Source organism: Lentzea xerophila (assembly GCF_051094245.1).
In the GTDB taxonomy this organism is placed as follows: domain Bacteria; phylum Actinomycetota; class Actinomycetes; order Mycobacteriales; family Pseudonocardiaceae; genus Lentzea; species Lentzea xerophila.
The window spans coordinates 4,975,855-4,991,144 of the sequence record NZ_CP194934.1; the positions used below are offsets into that span (position 1 = coordinate 4,975,855).

A 15,290-nucleotide genomic window follows, 5' to 3' on the forward strand; every position below is an offset into this window, starting at 1 on the left:
GATGTTCGCGGAGCTGTTCGACGAGCACGCACACCCGCTGCACCGATATCTGGCGCGCCGGGTGGGCGTCGACGTGGCCGACGACCTCGTCAGCGAGACGTTCCTGGCCGCCATGCGCGGCGAGAAGAGCTACGACCCGGAGAGGGGCAGCGTGGTCGGCTGGCTCTACGGCATCGCGACGAACCTGTTGCGCGGCCACGCCAAACGCGAGACGCGCCTGTTGCGCACGGCCGAGCGCTACGGCGTCGATCTCGGTGTCGCCGAGTCGCTGGAGCACACGGTGGTCACCCGCGTCGACTCCCGCGCGCACCTGCGGCGGATCGCCCGTGAGCTGGCCAGGCTCTCCGACGTCGACCGCGACCTGCTGCTGCTCGTGTCGCTGGCCGGTCTGAGCGTGCAGGACGCGGCGGAGGCCCTCGACCTCAACCCCGCGACCGCCCGGTCCCGTCTGCACCGCCTGCGCGCGAAGCTGAAGGAAGTGGAACATGCGTGACGTGCTGGACGACGACCTCGCCGAGCTCTACCCGGTGCGGCCCGCCGACGACGTGCGGCTGGCCCGGCTGCGCGAGCAGCTGTTCGCCGAGGAACCCGAGCCCCGGTCCCGGCGGTGGATGGGCATCGCGGCGGCGGTCGTCGCGGTCGTGCTGATCACCGGGCTCGTGGCGACTCTCCGCCCCGCTGGCCGGGACGCGCCCGCCACCATGCCGGCGACGCCCGCCAGGTCGTTGGCGGAGGCCGCGACGCTGCTGGAGACGAGGGAGAAACCGGTCGCGAAGTACCAGCACATCACCTACCGCGTCTGGCAGGTGCTGTCGGGCGAGATGATGGGCAGCTCCGACTACGGCGTCACGTCGGTCGAGTTCGAGATCGACGCGTGGCTGCCCACCGCGCCGGGTGAGATGGTGGTGATCTACCGCAGGCTCACCGGCGAGCGCCGGGCGATCTCCGGCGTGCAGCCGCCGCCGGACATCGAGGTGGGCCCGCTCAACGTTCCCGCGCTGTGGGGCTCGTTCTGCGCGGCCACACCGTGCACGGAGGAAAGCCTCGCGCTGCCACTGTCCGCGGATCCGAAGCAGAAGCTGCGGGACGCGTCGCCGGCGCTGCTCTCGCCGTACACGACCGACGAGGAGAAGGCCGGGCTGTACCGCAGGCTCGCCGAGTCCCCCGGCGTCCGCTGGGACGGCGGGACGGTGTCGGTCGACGGCGGTCTCGTCCGGTTCACCGTCGACCCCGCCACCGGCCGCGTGACCGGAATGGAGGAACTCGGCCCCAAGGACGGCAGGCTGCCCCCGGACACGGTGCCGAGGTCGGTCACCGTCGCCTACGAGTGGACCGATCAGCGGCCGTCGTAGGAGCGGGGCAGGTACCAGGCGAGGGCGGCGCGCAGCTCGGCGACGTCACGCTCGCGCCGCCGTCTGGTCCGTTCGTGGGCGACCGGGAACACCCGCACACCACCGTGGTGCGCGCCGAAGAAGCGGCGCGGCGCCGGGTCCTTCAGCCAGACGACGACCCACGGCCGTTTCTTGTGCGGCACGACCCTCACCCGTGCCAGCTCGTACCACCAGTACTGGTGGAACTTGCCGTTGCGCGTGGTGGCGATGCCCTCACGGCTGATCTCGATGACGACCTTGCGGCGGGCGGCGGCGCTGAAGTACCGCACCGCGCGCACGATGAGCACGCAGAACGCGGCCAGGGCCAGCAGCTGCGTGGCACCGTTGGCCTTCGCGGCCGGGTCGGCGATCGCGGCGGCGAGCAGGGCGGCGGCGACGTTCAGCACGCCCCACGCCATCGGCACGAACCGCGACGTCGAGAACGTCGCCGCGGCGGGTGTCATCGGGGCGGGGAGCTTGCTGGTCGGCGGTTTCGGCGTGACGACCTGCGAGAGCAGGCGCGTCACCTCGGCCGGCTCCGGGCGCTTGGCCGGGTCGCGGTGCATGCACTTCTGCACCAGCGGCCGCAGCGCCTTGGGCACGCCGTCGATGTCCGGTTCGCCGTGCGCGGCCTTGTACAGCAGCGTGGCGGTCGGGCCCTCGCCGAACGGGCCCTTGCCCGTCGCCGCGTAGACCAGCACCGCGCCCAGGGCGAAGACGTCCGACGGAGCCGCGACGTCCTGGCCGGTGATCTGCTCGGGCGACAGGAACCCCGGCGTGCCGAAGACCATGCCGGTCTCGGTCAGCGCGGTGTGCTCCATCGCGCGCGAGATGCCGAAGTCGATGACGCGTGGCCCATCGGCGCCGAGGAGCACGTTCGACGGCTTGAGGTCGCGGTGGACCAGGCCCGCCCGGTGGATCGCGGTGAGCGCCTCGGCGAGACCTTCGGCGAGTCGTCTCAGATGGTGCTCGGGCAACGGGCCGTGCCGTTCGATCGCTTCCTGCAGCGTCGGGCCGGGTACGTACTCCGTCGCCATCCACGGGCGTGGCGCGCGCGTGTCGGCGTCCACGACCGCCGCCGTGCCGGCGCTGCCGACCGCACGGGCCATCTGCACCTCGCGGCGGAACCGCTCGCGGAAGCGCGGGTCGTCGGCCAGCTCGGCTCTGGCCACCTTGACGGCCACCTGGCGGCCGTCGCTGCCTTGTCCCAGGTAGACCGTTCCCATGGCACCACGACCGAGCCTGCCGAGGAGCAGGTAGTCGCCAATGCGCTGTGGTTGGTCCACCTTCACCGGATCGAGGGTAGCGGGAACTCGGGCCGAAACCTCACATCTGAGTAGATCTACGTATCGTTGTCACCCATGGGTCGGACCCGCTTGTACCGCAACGGCGAACTCGTCGACTCGAACTTCCCGGCCGCCGACGTCGCACGGCACCTGCAAGATCAGTCCGCGGTGGTGTGGTTCGACCTCTGCGCGCCGTCGCAGGACGAGATAGGTCTGCTGCGCGACGAACTGGGCCTGCACGAGCTGGCGATCGAGGACGCGTTCGCCGAGCGCCAGCGCCCGAAGGTCGACCGCTACCCCACGCATCTGTTCCTCAGCGTCTACGCGGTCCGGTACGAGGAGCACGAGATCAAGACGTGCGAGATCGATGTGTTCGTGGCGCGGAACGCGCTCGTGACCGTGCGCGAGAGTGAGGACTACGACCTCGCGGGCGTGGAGCGCCGGTGGGACGCGGCCGGGACGCTCGCCTCGTCCGGCATCGGGTTCCTGCTGCACGGCCTGCTCGACGACGTCGTGGACGGCCACTACGCCGCCGCCCAGCAGCTCGACGACGACATCGAGGCCCTGGAAGACCGGATCTACGACGAGAAACCGCACGTCGGCCGTAAGGCGCTGCAGCTGCGGCGCGCGCTGGTCGGGCTGCGGCGGGTCGCGTTGCCGATGCGCGAGGTGCTGGGGTCGCTGCTGCACCGCGAGCACGAGCTCGTGGACGAGGTGATGATGCCGTACTACCTCGACGTCAAGGACCACACGCTGTTCACCGCCGAGCTGACCGAGTCGATGCGCGAGCTGGTCACGAACCTGCGCGAGGCCGAGGTGGCGGTGCAGGGCAACCGGCTGAACTCGATCATGAAGAAGGTCACCAGCTGGGCCGCGATCATCGCGGTGCCGACGGCGATCTCGGGCTATTACGGCATGAACGTCCCGTACCCCGGCTTCGAGCAGCGGTGGGGCTTCTGGGTCGCCACGCTGGGCATCTTCGGCCTCTCCTACTTCCTGTACGTCATGTTCAAGCGCCGCGATTGGTTGTGAGACCGCTGTGAAGATCCACCTGACCCGCCGTGCCGAGCTCGCGATCATCACGATCGACGCGCCGCCACTCAACCTGTACTCCCTCGACCTCGACGCCGAGTTCCACGAGGCCCTGGACGAACTGGGCGACGCGCGGGCGTTGCTGGTCAACGCCACCGGCCGGGTCGTGTCGGGCGGGGTCGACGTGTCGCTGTTCGCCGCGCAGGAGTACCGCGAGGAGGCGCAGCAGCTGCTCGACCGCATGCTGTTGCTCCCCCAGCGCGTCGCCGCGTTGCCGATCCCGACGGTCTTCGCCGCGCACGCGCTGTGCCTGACCTGGACTTTCGAGCTGGCGGTGGCGTGCGACCTGATCCTCGCGGCGCAGAGCGCCCGGTTCGGCCTGGTGGAGAAGGTGGTGGGCCTGACGCCGACGATGGGCGGCACGCAACGCCTCGCCGCCCGCGCGGGCGTGGGTCGCGCGAAGGAGCTCGTGATGACCGGCGACCTCTACGACGCCGCGACCCTGGAGCGCTGGAACGTCGTCAACCGCGTGCTCCCGGACGAGGGCTTCGCGCTCGCCGCCGAACAGTTCGCGGCGACCCTCGCGACCGGTCCGACGCAGGCACATTTCGCGACCAAACAGGTGCTCGCGCATTTCGAGGACGGCGGCGTCCCGGAGGCCGACGCTCACGTCACCACGATCGCGTCGGCGTTGTTCGAGACCGAGGACCTGCCACGCGCTGTGCACAGCTTCCTCACGGACGGTCCCGGCCGCGCGACATTTAACGGTCGCTGATCTCACACATCAAAGAATCATATGGCACGGTGATAGAACCGTGATCTGCCTGCTCACACGGACGGAGCATTCCCACCTGACCGGAAGATGATGTTGCGGCACAACGAGTTCCGCTTGACTCCTCCCGTCGGCACGTGCAGTGTGCTGACCGTTCAACGGCCCCGTACGAACTCCGTCGCACGAGTTTTGTACACATTGCGCATCGGCCGACGACACAATTAGCGAGTTCACGGTCCCCCGTCGTGAACGCGCGTGGAGGTAGAACCAGCCGTGAAACTGAGATTGGCCGCACTGCTGACCGGTGGTGTCATCGTGCTGGCCGCCTGCTCCTCGACGAAGGCGGCCCAGCCGACACCCGTCGCGGAGAGCACCAGCGCCACCTCGACCAGCACCACCAGCAGTTCCTCGGCCGCCCCCAGCAGCTCGGCGACGCCCAGCACGACGAAGTCCGCCACCAACGGCCCCGTGAAGCCCCCGGCGAACCCCGGCACCCCCGCGCCGGGCGGCGCACCGGGCTGGCAGCTCACCCAGGCGAACACCGGTCTCGCGGCGGTCGGCCTCACCTGCGACTCCCTGCCCGCCTACACGGGCCCCGCCTCCCCCGCCGCGGGCACCGTGATCTCCGGCAAGCGCATCGAACAGCCCCTGGTCCTGTTCGCCGGCAACATCACCGTCGAGAAGTCCTGCATCCGCCCCGCCAAGCTCAACGAGGCCGCACCACTGGTCACCACGAACGGCCCGTGCGGCAGCAACTCCTGCCAGGTCACCGGCGCGCCGGTGACCATCCGCGACTCGAACATCGACGGCTCCCGGCTCTCCGCGTCGACCGTCGCGAAGTCCTGCGCCTTCCTGGGCATCGGCACCCTGCAGCGCAACTACATCACCGGCATGGGCTCCGGCATCTGCTACTACAACACCGGCAGCTCCCTGAGCGGCCTGGCGGAAGGCAACTACGTCCGTGGCCTGCGCACCGCCGGCGACGCGCACAACGACGGCGCCACCGTCCGCGACTTCCCGCTGGACCGCAACGCCGGCCGCACCCTCACCTTCCGCAACAACCGCATCGACTGCTCCACCGGCCAGGACACCGGCGCCCTGTTCATCCAGACCTACGGCGGCGACATCGACAACGTGACCGTCGAAGGCAACCTGCTGGAGGGCGGCGGCTACCAGCTGGGCCTCGAATCGAGCCACGGCAACCAGTACGGCCGCAACATGAAGTCCGTCAACAACCGCTTCACCGGCAGCGGCTGGGGCGCGGCGTACGTGACGGAGAACGGTGTCGGCTACAAGTGGGCCGTCTGGCAGGACAACCACCTGTTCGACCCCAACGCGCCGGACGCCAAGGGCAAGGTCGCGAGCGCTCCCTGACGCTCGCCGCTCACCCGCCGTCGCCTTCGCCGCCTCCGCTCCCGCCGGCGGCGAGGGCGATGCCGCGTGTCGGGCGCGGCCCAAGGCGCGCCGCCTACCCGTTGTCCCGGAACTTCAGCCACCGCGAACTCAACGAGTCCCAGATCTCCTGATACCGCTCGAACATCTCCCGAATCCGCTCCCCGTCCAGCTCGTCGGCCGGCGTGGACGCGAGGTAGTACGAGAGATCGTCCTCCAGCCGGTGAAACCGGTAGCTGGCCTCCTCCATCAGCACCCACAACGACCGCCAGGCGAAGAACGGCTCCAAAGCGGACACCACCGTCACCACGGCGACGAGCGCGAACGCCGTGCCGGTCCACGGATCCAGGTTCTGCAGCCCGAGAATGATCGTCGACACCGCCGAAAGCACCAAAGTGGTCAGTCGGACAGCTACGGACTTCCACCGGAATCGGTGCTTGCGGGAATGGGCGTACGCGTGCCCGCGCGAGATCTGTCCAAGAAGGTGGTTGGCGAGTTCCAGCGGCTTCAGGCCGGACGGCAAGTCGGTCACCGGCCAGACAATAGTTTCGAGGTACGTTCCCCCGCGTGCAGTTCGGACCGAGAACCTTGCTGGCCGTTCACGCCCACCCCGACGACGAGTCGCGGTCGACCGGCGGAGTTCTGGCCCTCTACGCCCGGCAGGGCGTGCGGACCGTGCTGGTCACCTGCACCGGTGGCGAGCTCGGGGACATGCCCGGTGGCGCGAGGCCCGGCGACCTGGAGCACCACCCCCAGGTGGTGGCGGCCAGGAGAAGATCCCAGCTCGCCGCGGCGTGCGACGTGCTCGGTGTCACAGACGTGGAACTGTTGGGGTATCACGACTCCGGCGAGACGGGTGAGGTCCCGCCTGGCGCGTTCTGCTCCATCCCGGTGGAGACGGCGGCGGGCCGGGTGGCCGCGCTGATCGAGCACTACCGGCCGCAGGTGGTCCTCACGCACGACCACCACAACCCGCACCAGCACCGCGATCACGTGCACGCCGCCCGGGTCGCGCAACGAGCGGTCAAGGACACCGGGATTCCGGCCAAGCTCTACCTCGAGGCCCACGACAGCCTCGCCACGACGACGGTCGACACGTCCGCGGTCGCCGACCTGAAGCGCAAGGCGTTGCACTGCTACGAAAGCCAGTCGCTGATCGGCAAGCTGACGGCGCAGCAGCGGTTCGCGACCGAGTCCTACATCCGCGCCATCGACACCACCGAAGCGCCGCTGCCGGAGACCGATCTCTTCGCCGGCATCACGCACCACGGACCGGACCTGCCACGCTGGTGACTTCCCAGGGTGGCAGGCCTCATCGAGATCGGCTCAGCGGCGGCCGAGCGACGTGCAGGTGAAGCCCGCACGGCGAATGACGTCCGGGTCCAGGATGTTGCGGGTGTCGACGACCACCGGCTGCCGCACGGTCTCGGCCAGGCGCGCCCAGTCCAGCGAACGGAAGTCCGGCCACTCGGTCAGCACGACCAGCCCGTCGACGTCCTTGGCGGCGTCGTACGGATCGCCCACCACGGACACCGGGCCGAGGTCCGTGCCGCCGGTCAGCGCCGGGTCGTACCCGACGAGCTCGGCGCCGGCCTGGCGCAGCATCGCCGCCACCGCGAGCGAGGGCGAGTCGCGCAGGTCGTCCGTGCCGGCCTTGAAGGTGAGGCCCAGCAGTCCGAGTCGCACGTGGGACAGCGAGCCGCCGCGCTTGCCGGTGACCGCCAGCCGGACCTTCTCCACCATCCGCTGGCGCTGCCGCTCGTTGGTGTCGATCGTGGCGCGCAGCAGGCGGAACTCGAAGTCGGCGGCGTCCGCGACCTGGAGCATCGCGTGCGTGTCCTTGGGCAGGCACGAGCCGCCCCAGCCGGGACCGGGGTTCAGGAAGGCCTGGCCGATGCGCTTGTCGTAGCCCATGCCCTCGGTGACGTCGGTGATGTTCGCGCCGAGCCGTTCGCACAGCTCCGCGACCGCGTTGACGTACGAGAGCTTCATCGCGAGGAAGCAGTTCGCCGCGTACTTGACCATCTCGGCCGAGGCCGCGTCGGTCAGGACCGTCGGCGCGCCCAGGCGTGCGTAGAGCGCCGCGACGCGCTCGGCGGCGTCCTGCTGGTCGCAGCCGACGACGATCCGGTCCGGGTTCAGGAAGTCGTGCACCGCCGAGCCTTCGCGGAGGAACTCGGGGTTCGACACCACGGCGACGTCGTCCCGGCGCAGCAATTCGGCCGTCCGCACAGCCGTGCCCACGGGAACCGTCGACTTGTTGACGATCACGCAGCCGGAGGGCAGCAGGTCGCGCGTCTCGTCCACAACGGACTCGACGGCCTGCAGGTCCGCGATGCCGCCGACGCCCATCGGCGTGGGCACGCAGAGGAAGACGACCTCGGCGTCGGTCACCGCGGCCGAGGCACCGAGCACGAACGACAGGCGTCCGGAGGCCAGCCCCTCGGCGACCAGCTCGGCCAGGCGCGGTTCGAGGATGTCGACCTCGCCGCGCGAGAGCCGCTCGATCTTGCGCGCGTCGACGTCCGCGCACACCACGCTGTGGCCGAGCGACGCGAGGCAGGCGCCGGTGGTCAGGCCGACGTAGCCGGTGCCGACGACGGCGATCCTTCTGACGAACATCATTCTCCCGTTCGGTTCACGGCGAACGCGCGGAGCACGGCGTCGTCGCTCACGTCGATCATCTTGTTGCCCCACTGGTCGGTGCCCGCACCGAGCTCGGGCCTGCCGTCGGGGAACGGGCCGCGCGAGACGAAGCCGGTGAGCCCGTCGAACACCGCCACGTAGTTCTCGGCCTGCGGGCGCCAGTCCAGCTCCGCCTCGCAGCGGCGCCTGCCCTCGAAGCCGAGGCGGCCACGGCGTTCCGCGTCGTCGAGCAGGTCGAGCAGTGACGTCGTGAACCCCTCGACGTCACCCGGCTCGACCAGGACGGCGCACTCGCCGGCGGACACCACGGTCTCCGTGAGCCGGTACGTGACGACCGGCAGCGCGTAGGCCATGTACTCCATGGTCTTGTTCATAGTGGACACGTCGTTCAAAGGCGACAACGGATCCGGGCCGAGACCGACGGCGGCCGTCGAGAGGTAACGGGTGATCTGTTCGGGCCCAACCCGTCCGGTGAACTCGACGTAGGGATCAAGCCCCCACGCTCCTGCCTGCTTCTTCAGGTCCTCCAGGCAGTCGCCGAAGCCCAGCAGCGCGAAGCGGACGTCGGTGCGGCCGCGGTCGAAAACGACCCTGCGGGCCACTTCCAGGACGCCGTCGACGCCGTCCTGCGGTCCCATGATTCCCAGATAGGCCACCAAGTGTTTGCCGCCGCGTCGAAGCTCGTCCACGCCTTCGACAGGCCGCATCACGGTGGTGTCCGGGCCGGAGCGCACCACGGTGGTGTGCTCGGGCGGCACGTTGCCCCGCGTCCACGCGATCTTCTGGTACGAGGTGTTGGTCGACGTCACCCGGTTCGCCGTGCGGAACGTCCGGCGCTCCAGCCACTTCAGGATCCGGTACTGCAGCCTGCCCGCGAGACCTTGGGGCTCACCGAAGCGCGACAGGAAGACCTCGGGGTTGAGGTCATGGTGGTCGAAGACGAACTTCACGCCACCGAGCCGCCACAGCAGTGCGAGCGCCCAGTAGGTGTCCGGCGGGTTGCAGGCCTGCATCACGTGGAACCGCCTGCGGGCACGGACCTTCACACTCAGCGACGCCGTGCGCACCCAGCAGTACAGGAACTCCCACGCGTACCCCAGCGCACCCTCGGCCTGGGGCGGCGGAGCGTACTTGTACAGGTGCACTCCGTCGAGCAGTTGGTAAGCGGGATCACCCGGCCCCTTGGGGCAGATCACCGAAACCTCGTACCCGGCGGCGGTCAGAGCGCGGCACTCCAGCCACACCCGGCGGTCCAGCGGCACGGGGAGGTTCTGCACGATGATCAACACGTGCGGCGATGACGTCACGTTCTGGTTCTCGTTTTAGAGGGCGAAACGGTTACACCTTCGCCGGTTCTCGTAACGGAGGTTCGGAAAGGCTCGATGTAGCGGGCACAAGCCCCAAAGCGAGGAGCGGTTGTGGAGCGGTCACCTGTCGCGGTGGTCATCGTCACGTACCAGAGCGAACAGGTCATCGCGGGATGCCTGGACTCGCTGCCCGATGACGTCAAGGTCATCGTCGTCGACAACGCTTCCACCGACGCGACTGTGGCGGCCGCCACTCGTCCCGGCGTGCAGATCGTGCGAAACCCCGTCAACGCGGGATTCGCGGCGGGCGTGAATCTGGGCATCAAAGCCGCCGAGGGCCACGACGTTCTCGTTCTCAACGCCGACATCCGGTTGCACCCCGGAGCCGTCGAGGCACTCCGCGCCACCGGAAAGCCGATCGCCGTGCCGCGGTTGGTGGACGAGAGCGGCGCGCTCGCCCGTTCGCTGCGCCGCAGGCCCCGCGTCGCCGGAGCGTTCACGGAGGCGCTCGCCGGCGGCGGCCGCGCCGGGCGGATCGGACTCGGCGAGACCGTCACCGACGCGAAGGCCTACCAGGGCGCGCACGCCGCCGACTGGGCCACGGGCTGCGCGTGGCTGATCAAGAGGGAAGTCATCGAGCGGCACGGCCTTTTGGACGAACGCTACTTCCTCTATTCGGAGGAAACCGACTACATGATGCGGGCCGGTGGCGTGTGGTTCGAGCCGCGCGCGACGGCCACGCACATCGGCGGCGAGGTCTCCACGAACGCCCGGCTGTGGTCGATGCTCACCGCGAACAAGGTCCGCCTGCACCGCGAACGGCACGGCCGGCTCGCCGCGTTCGGCATGTGGCTCGCCATGGTCGTGAACGAAGGGCTTCGCGCGCGGTCGCCGAAGCACCGCACCGCGTTGAAGGGGCTTTTCGGGATGCGCCGCTGGCCGGAGGAAGTCGCCTCCGAGGGACCGAGCTACCTGTGCTTCTCCGCGCAGGACTGGTGGTACCACAACCGGGCGCACTCGGACTTCCAGCTGCTGCGCCGGGTCGCCAAGCACCGCAAGGTGTTGCTGGTCAACAGCATCGGTCTGCGGATGCCGTCGCCGGGCAAGAGCACGCAGTTCCTGCGCCGGATCCTGCGCAAGGCCAAGAGCGTCGCGATGCTCGTGCGGCAGCCGATCCCCGAGACGCCGAACTTCTACGTGATGACGCCCGCTCCCCTGCCGTTCTACGGCAAGCCGTGGCTGCGCAAGCTGAACTCGGTGCTGGTGCGCGCTCAAGTCCGCATGGTGTGCCGGCTCCTGCGGATGGGCACACCGGTCGTGGTCGCCACGATCCCCACCGCGTGGGACGTCGTGAAGCCCATGCGCCACAAGGGCTTGGTCTTCAACCGCTCGGACCGGCACTCGGCGTTCCCCGAGGCCGACCAGGGCACCATCGCCGGGCTGGAGAACGAGCTGCTGTCCCATTCGGACACCGTGCTCTACGTCTCCCGTGCTCTCCAGGACGAGGAGTCCGCGCTGACCGGCGACCGGGCGCACTTCCTCGACCACGGCGTGGACGTCGACCACTTCACCCGCCGCACCGAGCTGCCCGCGGACATCGCGTCGATCCCGGGGCCGCGCATCGGGTTCTTCGGCAGCCTCGACGACTACCTGGTGGACTTCGACCTGATCGAGAAGGTCGCGCAGGAGTTCCCCGAAGCCTCGGTCGTGCTGATCGGTGACGCCACCTGCTCGATGGAGCGCTACGCGAAGTACCCCAACGTGCACTGGCTGGACTTCCGCTCGTACGACCAGATTCCCGGCTACGGCTCCGGTTTCGACGTGGCGCTGATGCCGTGGCTCGACAACGACTGGATCAAGCACGCGAACCCGATCAAGATGAAGGAGTACCTGGCCCTGGGCCTCGCCGTGGTGTCCACGGACTTCCCCGAGGTCGAGCGCTACTCCGACGTCATCCGGATCGCGTCCGGCGAGGCCGACTTCATCGACCAGATCCGGCGCACGCTCAAGGACGGCGGCCTGAAGACGCCTGCCGAACGGCGTGCGGCCGTGCTGACCGCGTCCTGGGACTCCCGTGCCCGTGAACTCATGCACCTCGCGGAAGGGCGCTGACCCCCATGTGCGGAATCGCAGGCGTCCGGCGGTTCGACGGCGCACCCGTCGCCCGTGAGCTGCTCGCCGAGATGGCGAAGCGGCTGCACCACCGCGGCCCCGACGACAGCGGGTTCTGGTCGGACGGCTCGATCGGCTTCGCCCACACCCGGCTGTCGATCATCGACCTGGCCGGCTCGCCGCAGCCGATGGCGGGTGCTTCCGGCACGACCCAGATCGCGTTCAACGGCGAGATCCTGAACTACCGGCAGCTGCGGACCGCGCTCGCGTACCCGTTCCGCACCAACGGCGACACCGAGGTCCTGCTGGCGCTGTACGAACAGCACGGACCGGCCGGTGTGTCGAAGCTGCGCGGCCAGTTCGCGTACGCGCTGCACGACGCCAAGACCGGCGAGACGCACCTGTTCCGCGACCGGCTCGGCATCCTGCCGCTGTACTACTACGCGGACTCGCGGATGTTCGCCTTCGCGTCCGAGATCAAGGCGCTGCTGCCGGCGATCGGGGCGGCCGAGGTCGACCGCGAGTCGCTGCACGACTACCTGGCGCACCGCTCGGTGCCCGCGCCGAACACGTTGGTGCGCGGCGTCCGCAAGGTCCCGCAGGGCCACCACCTGGTCGTTTCGGCTTCCGGTGACGTGCGGACCGAGCCCTACTGGGAGCTGCCGCGCGAGTCCGGGATCCGGCAGGTCACGCCAGAGGAGGCCGTCCGGCTGGTCGACGAGGCGCTGACCGCGTCGGTGCGGGACGCGCTGGTCGCGGACGTGCCGGTCGGCGCGTACCTGTCCGGTGGCGTGGACTCGTCACTGATCACCGCGCTCGTCGCCCGCGAACGGGGTGACGCGGAGCTGCACACGTTCTCCGCGGGCTTCGGCGACCCGCGCGTCGACGAGATCCACTGGGCCGAGAAGGTCGCGGGCATCGTCGGCAGCCGCCACCACAACGTGATCGTGACGGCCGAGGACTTCCGCGACAGCTGGGCGAAGCTGTCCTGGCACCGCGACGCGCCACTGTCCGAACCCGCCGACGTCGCCGTGTTCCGCCTCGCCGAACTGGCCCGCCGGGACGTGAAGGTCGTGCTGTCCGGCGAGGGCAGCGACGAGCTCTTCGGCGGCTACCCGAAGTACCGCTTCGCCCGGGCCACCCGCCTCGCCGGTGCGCTGCCGTCGTTCGCGCTGCGGCGCCTGGAGAAGGCCCTGCCGGCTTCGAAGGCACGGCTGGGCATCGCTCTGCGCGCCATCGCCGAGCCGTCCTACGCCGAACGCATGCGCGGCTGGTTCGCGCCGTTCACCGTGGCCGAGCGGGCCGAGCTGCTGGGCGGCCCGGCGACGCGGTCCGTGCTGGCGCCTTACCAGAACGGGCGCGGGGACGCGTTGCGGCGCATGCTCTACGCCGACTCGCACACCTGGCTCGCGGACAACCTCCTCGAACGCGGCGACCGCATGTCGATGGCCGCGTCGCTGGAGCTGCGCCCGCCGTTCCTCGACCACCGGGTCGCCGAGCTCGCGTTCTCGCTGCCGAGCAACGTCAAGGTGCGCGGCGGCACGACGAAGTGGGTCGTCAAGGAGGTGGCGCGCCAGCATCTGCCGGCCGACATCGTCGACCGGCCGAAGTCCGGCTTCAAGGTGCCGCTGGACGCCTGGTTCCGCGACGGCCTGCGGGACATGGCCTACGACCTGCTGACCGGGCCCACGTCGTTCGTGGGCAAGACCTTCGACCGGGTCGCGGTGCGATCGCTGCTCGACGACCACTCCTCGGGTGACCGCAACGAGCAGCCGCGCATCTGGACGCTGCTGTCGCTCGAGGTCTGGCACGAGACCCTGAGCTGGTGACCCCGTGCCGCACCGCGAGACGACGTTGATGAGGGGAGCTTTCATCAACCTGGTGTTTTAACCTCAGGTGAGCTCTTTAGCGGGCCGTCGCGTCAGCGGCGGCTCGTTTCTTGTTGTGTGTCTTGGGTTTGGGTGAGCTGGGGTGTTTGCGGGTCACGGGGTGGCGGGGTGCGGGTGTGGAGGTGCGTCCGGGTGGGCGGCCGGGGCCGGGCTGGGAGGGTTTGCGGGACTTGGCCGGGGTGTCCAGCTCGGGCTGAAGTATCCGAAATCCGCGTTTGACCCGTAGCGGGGACATCAGGCCCGCGCGTTCCCAGGGCAGGCGGTGGTCTGCGACGAGGTCGCGGGCGGCGTGCAGGTGGGTGTAGGAGGCGGCGATCAGCCAGCTCCATCGTTCGGCCTGTTCGGGGGTGCGCAGCCTCGGTGCGGTCCAGCCGAGGTGCTGTTTGATGAACCGGAACAGGTGCTCGATGTGGAAGCGGCGCAGGTAGGCCCGCCAGAGCCGGTCCAGGTCGAACGAGCCGCCCGGTCCGGTCCAGAAAAGCCAGATCGGTTTCTCGTCCGGTGCCGCGGAGTGGATGCGGATCACGCTGCCGCGCACGATCTCCCGTGCCTTGCCTGGGTGCGGGGTCCGGCCGGGTTCGTCGAGTTTCTTGGAGTGCCGCGGGTGCAGGCCGTGCCAGGCCAGTACCGACAGCTCGTGCCGGCGGCCCCGGTCCGGCCGGGGTGGCACGATCCTGATCTCGTCGGGCTCGGGCCAGCTGGCCACCTCCGGCAGTTTCATCGCCGGTCCGTGCACCGGCGGCCGGCCGCGAGCCCCGGCCCGGCGCGGGGGCGGGTCGGTGCGCATCACCGAGTCCGACCGCACCCGGATCAGCATCTGCACCGGCAGTCCGGCCAGCTGCCGGCCGATCCAGGACGCACTGTAGTCACCGTCCAGACACACCACCGGCACGTGCGGCCGGTCGGCGGGCAACCGGTCGAGCAGGGACCTGATCTGGGTCACCGCGACCGCGTGATGGTTGTCATCGGGGCCGATCCGGGCCAGGTCGACCGGCGGCGCCCACGACGAGTGCTCGCTGTTGGTGGCGGCCAGCCACTGAAACCACCAGCCCTCGGTCACCGGTGCCCGCCGGTCACGCCGGTCCTTGGCCGCGTCGTAGTTCAGCGTCCGGCCAGGGCTGGTGACCGCGCCTGGACGGGGCCACTGCGAACAGTCCAGCGCGAACACCAGCGGATCGGCCACGTCCGCGGAGCCGATCACCAGCCGGGTCAACGTCCGCGCGAGCCCCTGGGTGTCGACCCGGCCATGCTTCAACGCCTTGTAGACGCTGCCGTGCCCGCGTCGCAGCGGCGTCTCCAACGTCAGCCACGGCACCGACGACGGCCGCTGCGGACTCACCAGCAACGCGTCCACCAGCTCGAACAACGTGTCCCGCCACGCGCCGAAACAGTCATAGAGCTCGCGCCGGAACCGTTGCAGCACCCGGACTTGGGCACTCAGACCTTGATCAGGCACACTAGGAGACACGGCCACCAATTGTCAT

Annotated in this window: 14 protein-coding genes; 8 read left to right on the forward strand and 6 right to left on the reverse strand. The window is 69.7% G+C overall.

Going from position 1 to position 15,290, the window contains the following annotated elements:
* Position 1 precedes the first annotated feature (1 nt).
* Entirely contained in the window at positions 2-493 is a 492-nt protein-coding gene (locus tag ACRSBM_RS23785) for an RNA polymerase sigma factor (protein WP_434453197.1), read from the forward strand.
* The gene (locus tag ACRSBM_RS23790; protein WP_434446127.1) at positions 486-1,352 is read left to right on the forward strand and encodes a hypothetical protein; all 867 of its coding nucleotides are present in this window, start codon (positions 486-488) and stop codon (positions 1,350-1,352) included. The genes ACRSBM_RS23785 and ACRSBM_RS23790 overlap by 8 nt, the downstream gene beginning before the upstream one ends.
* Here the strand turns inward: ACRSBM_RS23790 and ACRSBM_RS23795 are convergent.
* Positions 1,337-2,662: a serine/threonine-protein kinase gene (locus ACRSBM_RS23795; protein WP_434446129.1), complete on the reverse strand. Its 1,326-nt coding sequence runs from the start codon at positions 2,660-2,662 to the stop codon at positions 1,337-1,339. The genes ACRSBM_RS23790 and ACRSBM_RS23795 overlap by 16 nt on opposite strands.
* A 69-nt stretch (positions 2,663-2,731) precedes the next feature.
* Here ACRSBM_RS23795 and ACRSBM_RS23800 point away from each other — a divergent pair, with 69 nt between their 5' ends.
* Positions 2,732-3,688, forward strand: a complete 957-nt coding sequence (locus tag ACRSBM_RS23800; protein ID WP_434446130.1) for a magnesium transporter CorA family protein — start codon at positions 2,732-2,734, stop codon at positions 3,686-3,688.
* 7 nt (positions 3,689-3,695) lie between these two features.
* On the forward strand, positions 3,696-4,463 hold the full coding sequence (locus ACRSBM_RS23805; RefSeq protein ID WP_434446132.1) for an enoyl-CoA hydratase/isomerase family protein: 768 nt from the start codon (positions 3,696-3,698) through the stop codon (positions 4,461-4,463).
* 227 nt (positions 4,464-4,690) lie between these two features.
* Here ACRSBM_RS23805 and ACRSBM_RS23810 read toward each other — a convergent pair whose 3' ends face one another.
* Positions 4,691-4,918, reverse strand: a complete 228-nt coding sequence (locus ACRSBM_RS23810) for a hypothetical protein (RefSeq protein ID WP_434446134.1) — start codon at positions 4,916-4,918, stop codon at positions 4,691-4,693.
* A 10-nt stretch (positions 4,919-4,928) separates the two neighbouring features.
* On the opposite strand from ACRSBM_RS23810, the gene ACRSBM_RS23815 reads away from it, so the two are divergent.
* Positions 4,929-5,834 (forward strand): hypothetical protein, encoded by a 906-nt coding sequence (locus ACRSBM_RS23815; RefSeq protein ID WP_434446136.1) that lies wholly within the window; start codon positions 4,929-4,931, stop codon positions 5,832-5,834.
* A gap of 94 nt (positions 5,835-5,928) precedes the next feature.
* On the opposite strand, the gene ACRSBM_RS23820 is transcribed toward ACRSBM_RS23815, so the two are convergent.
* Complete coding sequence (locus tag ACRSBM_RS23820; RefSeq protein WP_434446137.1) at positions 5,929-6,384, reverse strand: SLATT domain-containing protein; 456 nt, start codon at positions 6,382-6,384, stop codon at positions 5,929-5,931.
* A 35-nt stretch (positions 6,385-6,419) separates the two neighbouring features.
* Between ACRSBM_RS23820 and ACRSBM_RS23825 the strand changes: the two genes are divergently transcribed.
* Positions 6,420-7,145, forward strand: coding sequence for a PIG-L deacetylase family protein (locus ACRSBM_RS23825; protein ID WP_434446139.1), 726 nt, complete (start codon positions 6,420-6,422; stop codon positions 7,143-7,145).
* A gap of 33 nt (positions 7,146-7,178) precedes the next feature.
* Here ACRSBM_RS23825 and ACRSBM_RS23830 read toward each other — a convergent pair whose 3' ends face one another.
* Together ACRSBM_RS23830 and ACRSBM_RS23835 are read right to left on the reverse strand one after the other, a co-directional pair.
* The gene (locus ACRSBM_RS23830) at positions 7,179-8,474 is read right to left on the reverse strand and encodes a UDP-glucose dehydrogenase family protein (protein WP_434446140.1); all 1,296 of its coding nucleotides are present in this window, start codon (positions 8,472-8,474) and stop codon (positions 7,179-7,181) included.
* Entirely contained in the window at positions 8,474-9,805 is a 1,332-nt protein-coding gene (locus ACRSBM_RS23835; RefSeq protein WP_434446142.1) for a glycosyltransferase family 4 protein, read from the reverse strand. The genes ACRSBM_RS23830 and ACRSBM_RS23835 overlap by 1 nt, the downstream gene beginning before the upstream one ends.
* Before the next feature lie 111 nt (positions 9,806-9,916).
* On the opposite strand from ACRSBM_RS23835, the gene ACRSBM_RS23840 reads away from it, so the two are divergent.
* Both ACRSBM_RS23840 and asnB read left to right on the forward strand, forming a co-directional pair.
* Positions 9,917-11,917, forward strand: a complete 2,001-nt coding sequence (locus ACRSBM_RS23840) for a glycosyltransferase (RefSeq protein ID WP_434446144.1) — start codon at positions 9,917-9,919, stop codon at positions 11,915-11,917.
* A 5-nt stretch (positions 11,918-11,922) separates the two neighbouring features.
* Positions 11,923-13,746 (forward strand): asparagine synthase (glutamine-hydrolyzing), encoded by a 1,824-nt coding sequence (asnB, locus tag ACRSBM_RS23845; protein WP_434446146.1) that lies wholly within the window; start codon positions 11,923-11,925, stop codon positions 13,744-13,746.
* A 76-nt stretch (positions 13,747-13,822) separates the two neighbouring features.
* On the opposite strand, the gene ACRSBM_RS23850 is transcribed toward asnB, so the two are convergent.
* A complete protein-coding gene (locus tag ACRSBM_RS23850; RefSeq protein WP_434438575.1) occupies positions 13,823-15,229 on the reverse strand; it encodes a transposase in 1,407 nt (468 codons plus the stop codon).
* Positions 15,230-15,290 lie beyond the last annotated feature (61 nt).

Excerpts from the sequence above, each read along its gene's own strand:
- ACRSBM_RS23830 (WP_434446140.1), bottom strand. The coding sequence starts at position 8,474 with ATGTTCGTCAGAAGGATCGCCGTCGTCGGCACCGGCTACGTCGGCCTG.
- ACRSBM_RS23800 (WP_434446130.1), top strand. The coding sequence starts at position 2,732 with ATGGGTCGGACCCGCTTGTACCGCAACGGCGAACTCGTCGACTCGAAC.
- asnB (WP_434446146.1), top strand. The coding sequence starts at position 11,923 with ATGTGCGGAATCGCAGGCGTCCGGCGGTTCGACGGCGCACCCGTCGCC.
- ACRSBM_RS23790 (WP_434446127.1), top strand. The coding sequence starts at position 486 with ATGCGTGACGTGCTGGACGACGACCTCGCCGAGCTCTACCCGGTGCGG.
- ACRSBM_RS23785 (WP_434453197.1), top strand. The coding sequence starts at position 2 with ATGTTCGCGGAGCTGTTCGACGAGCACGCACACCCGCTGCACCGATAT.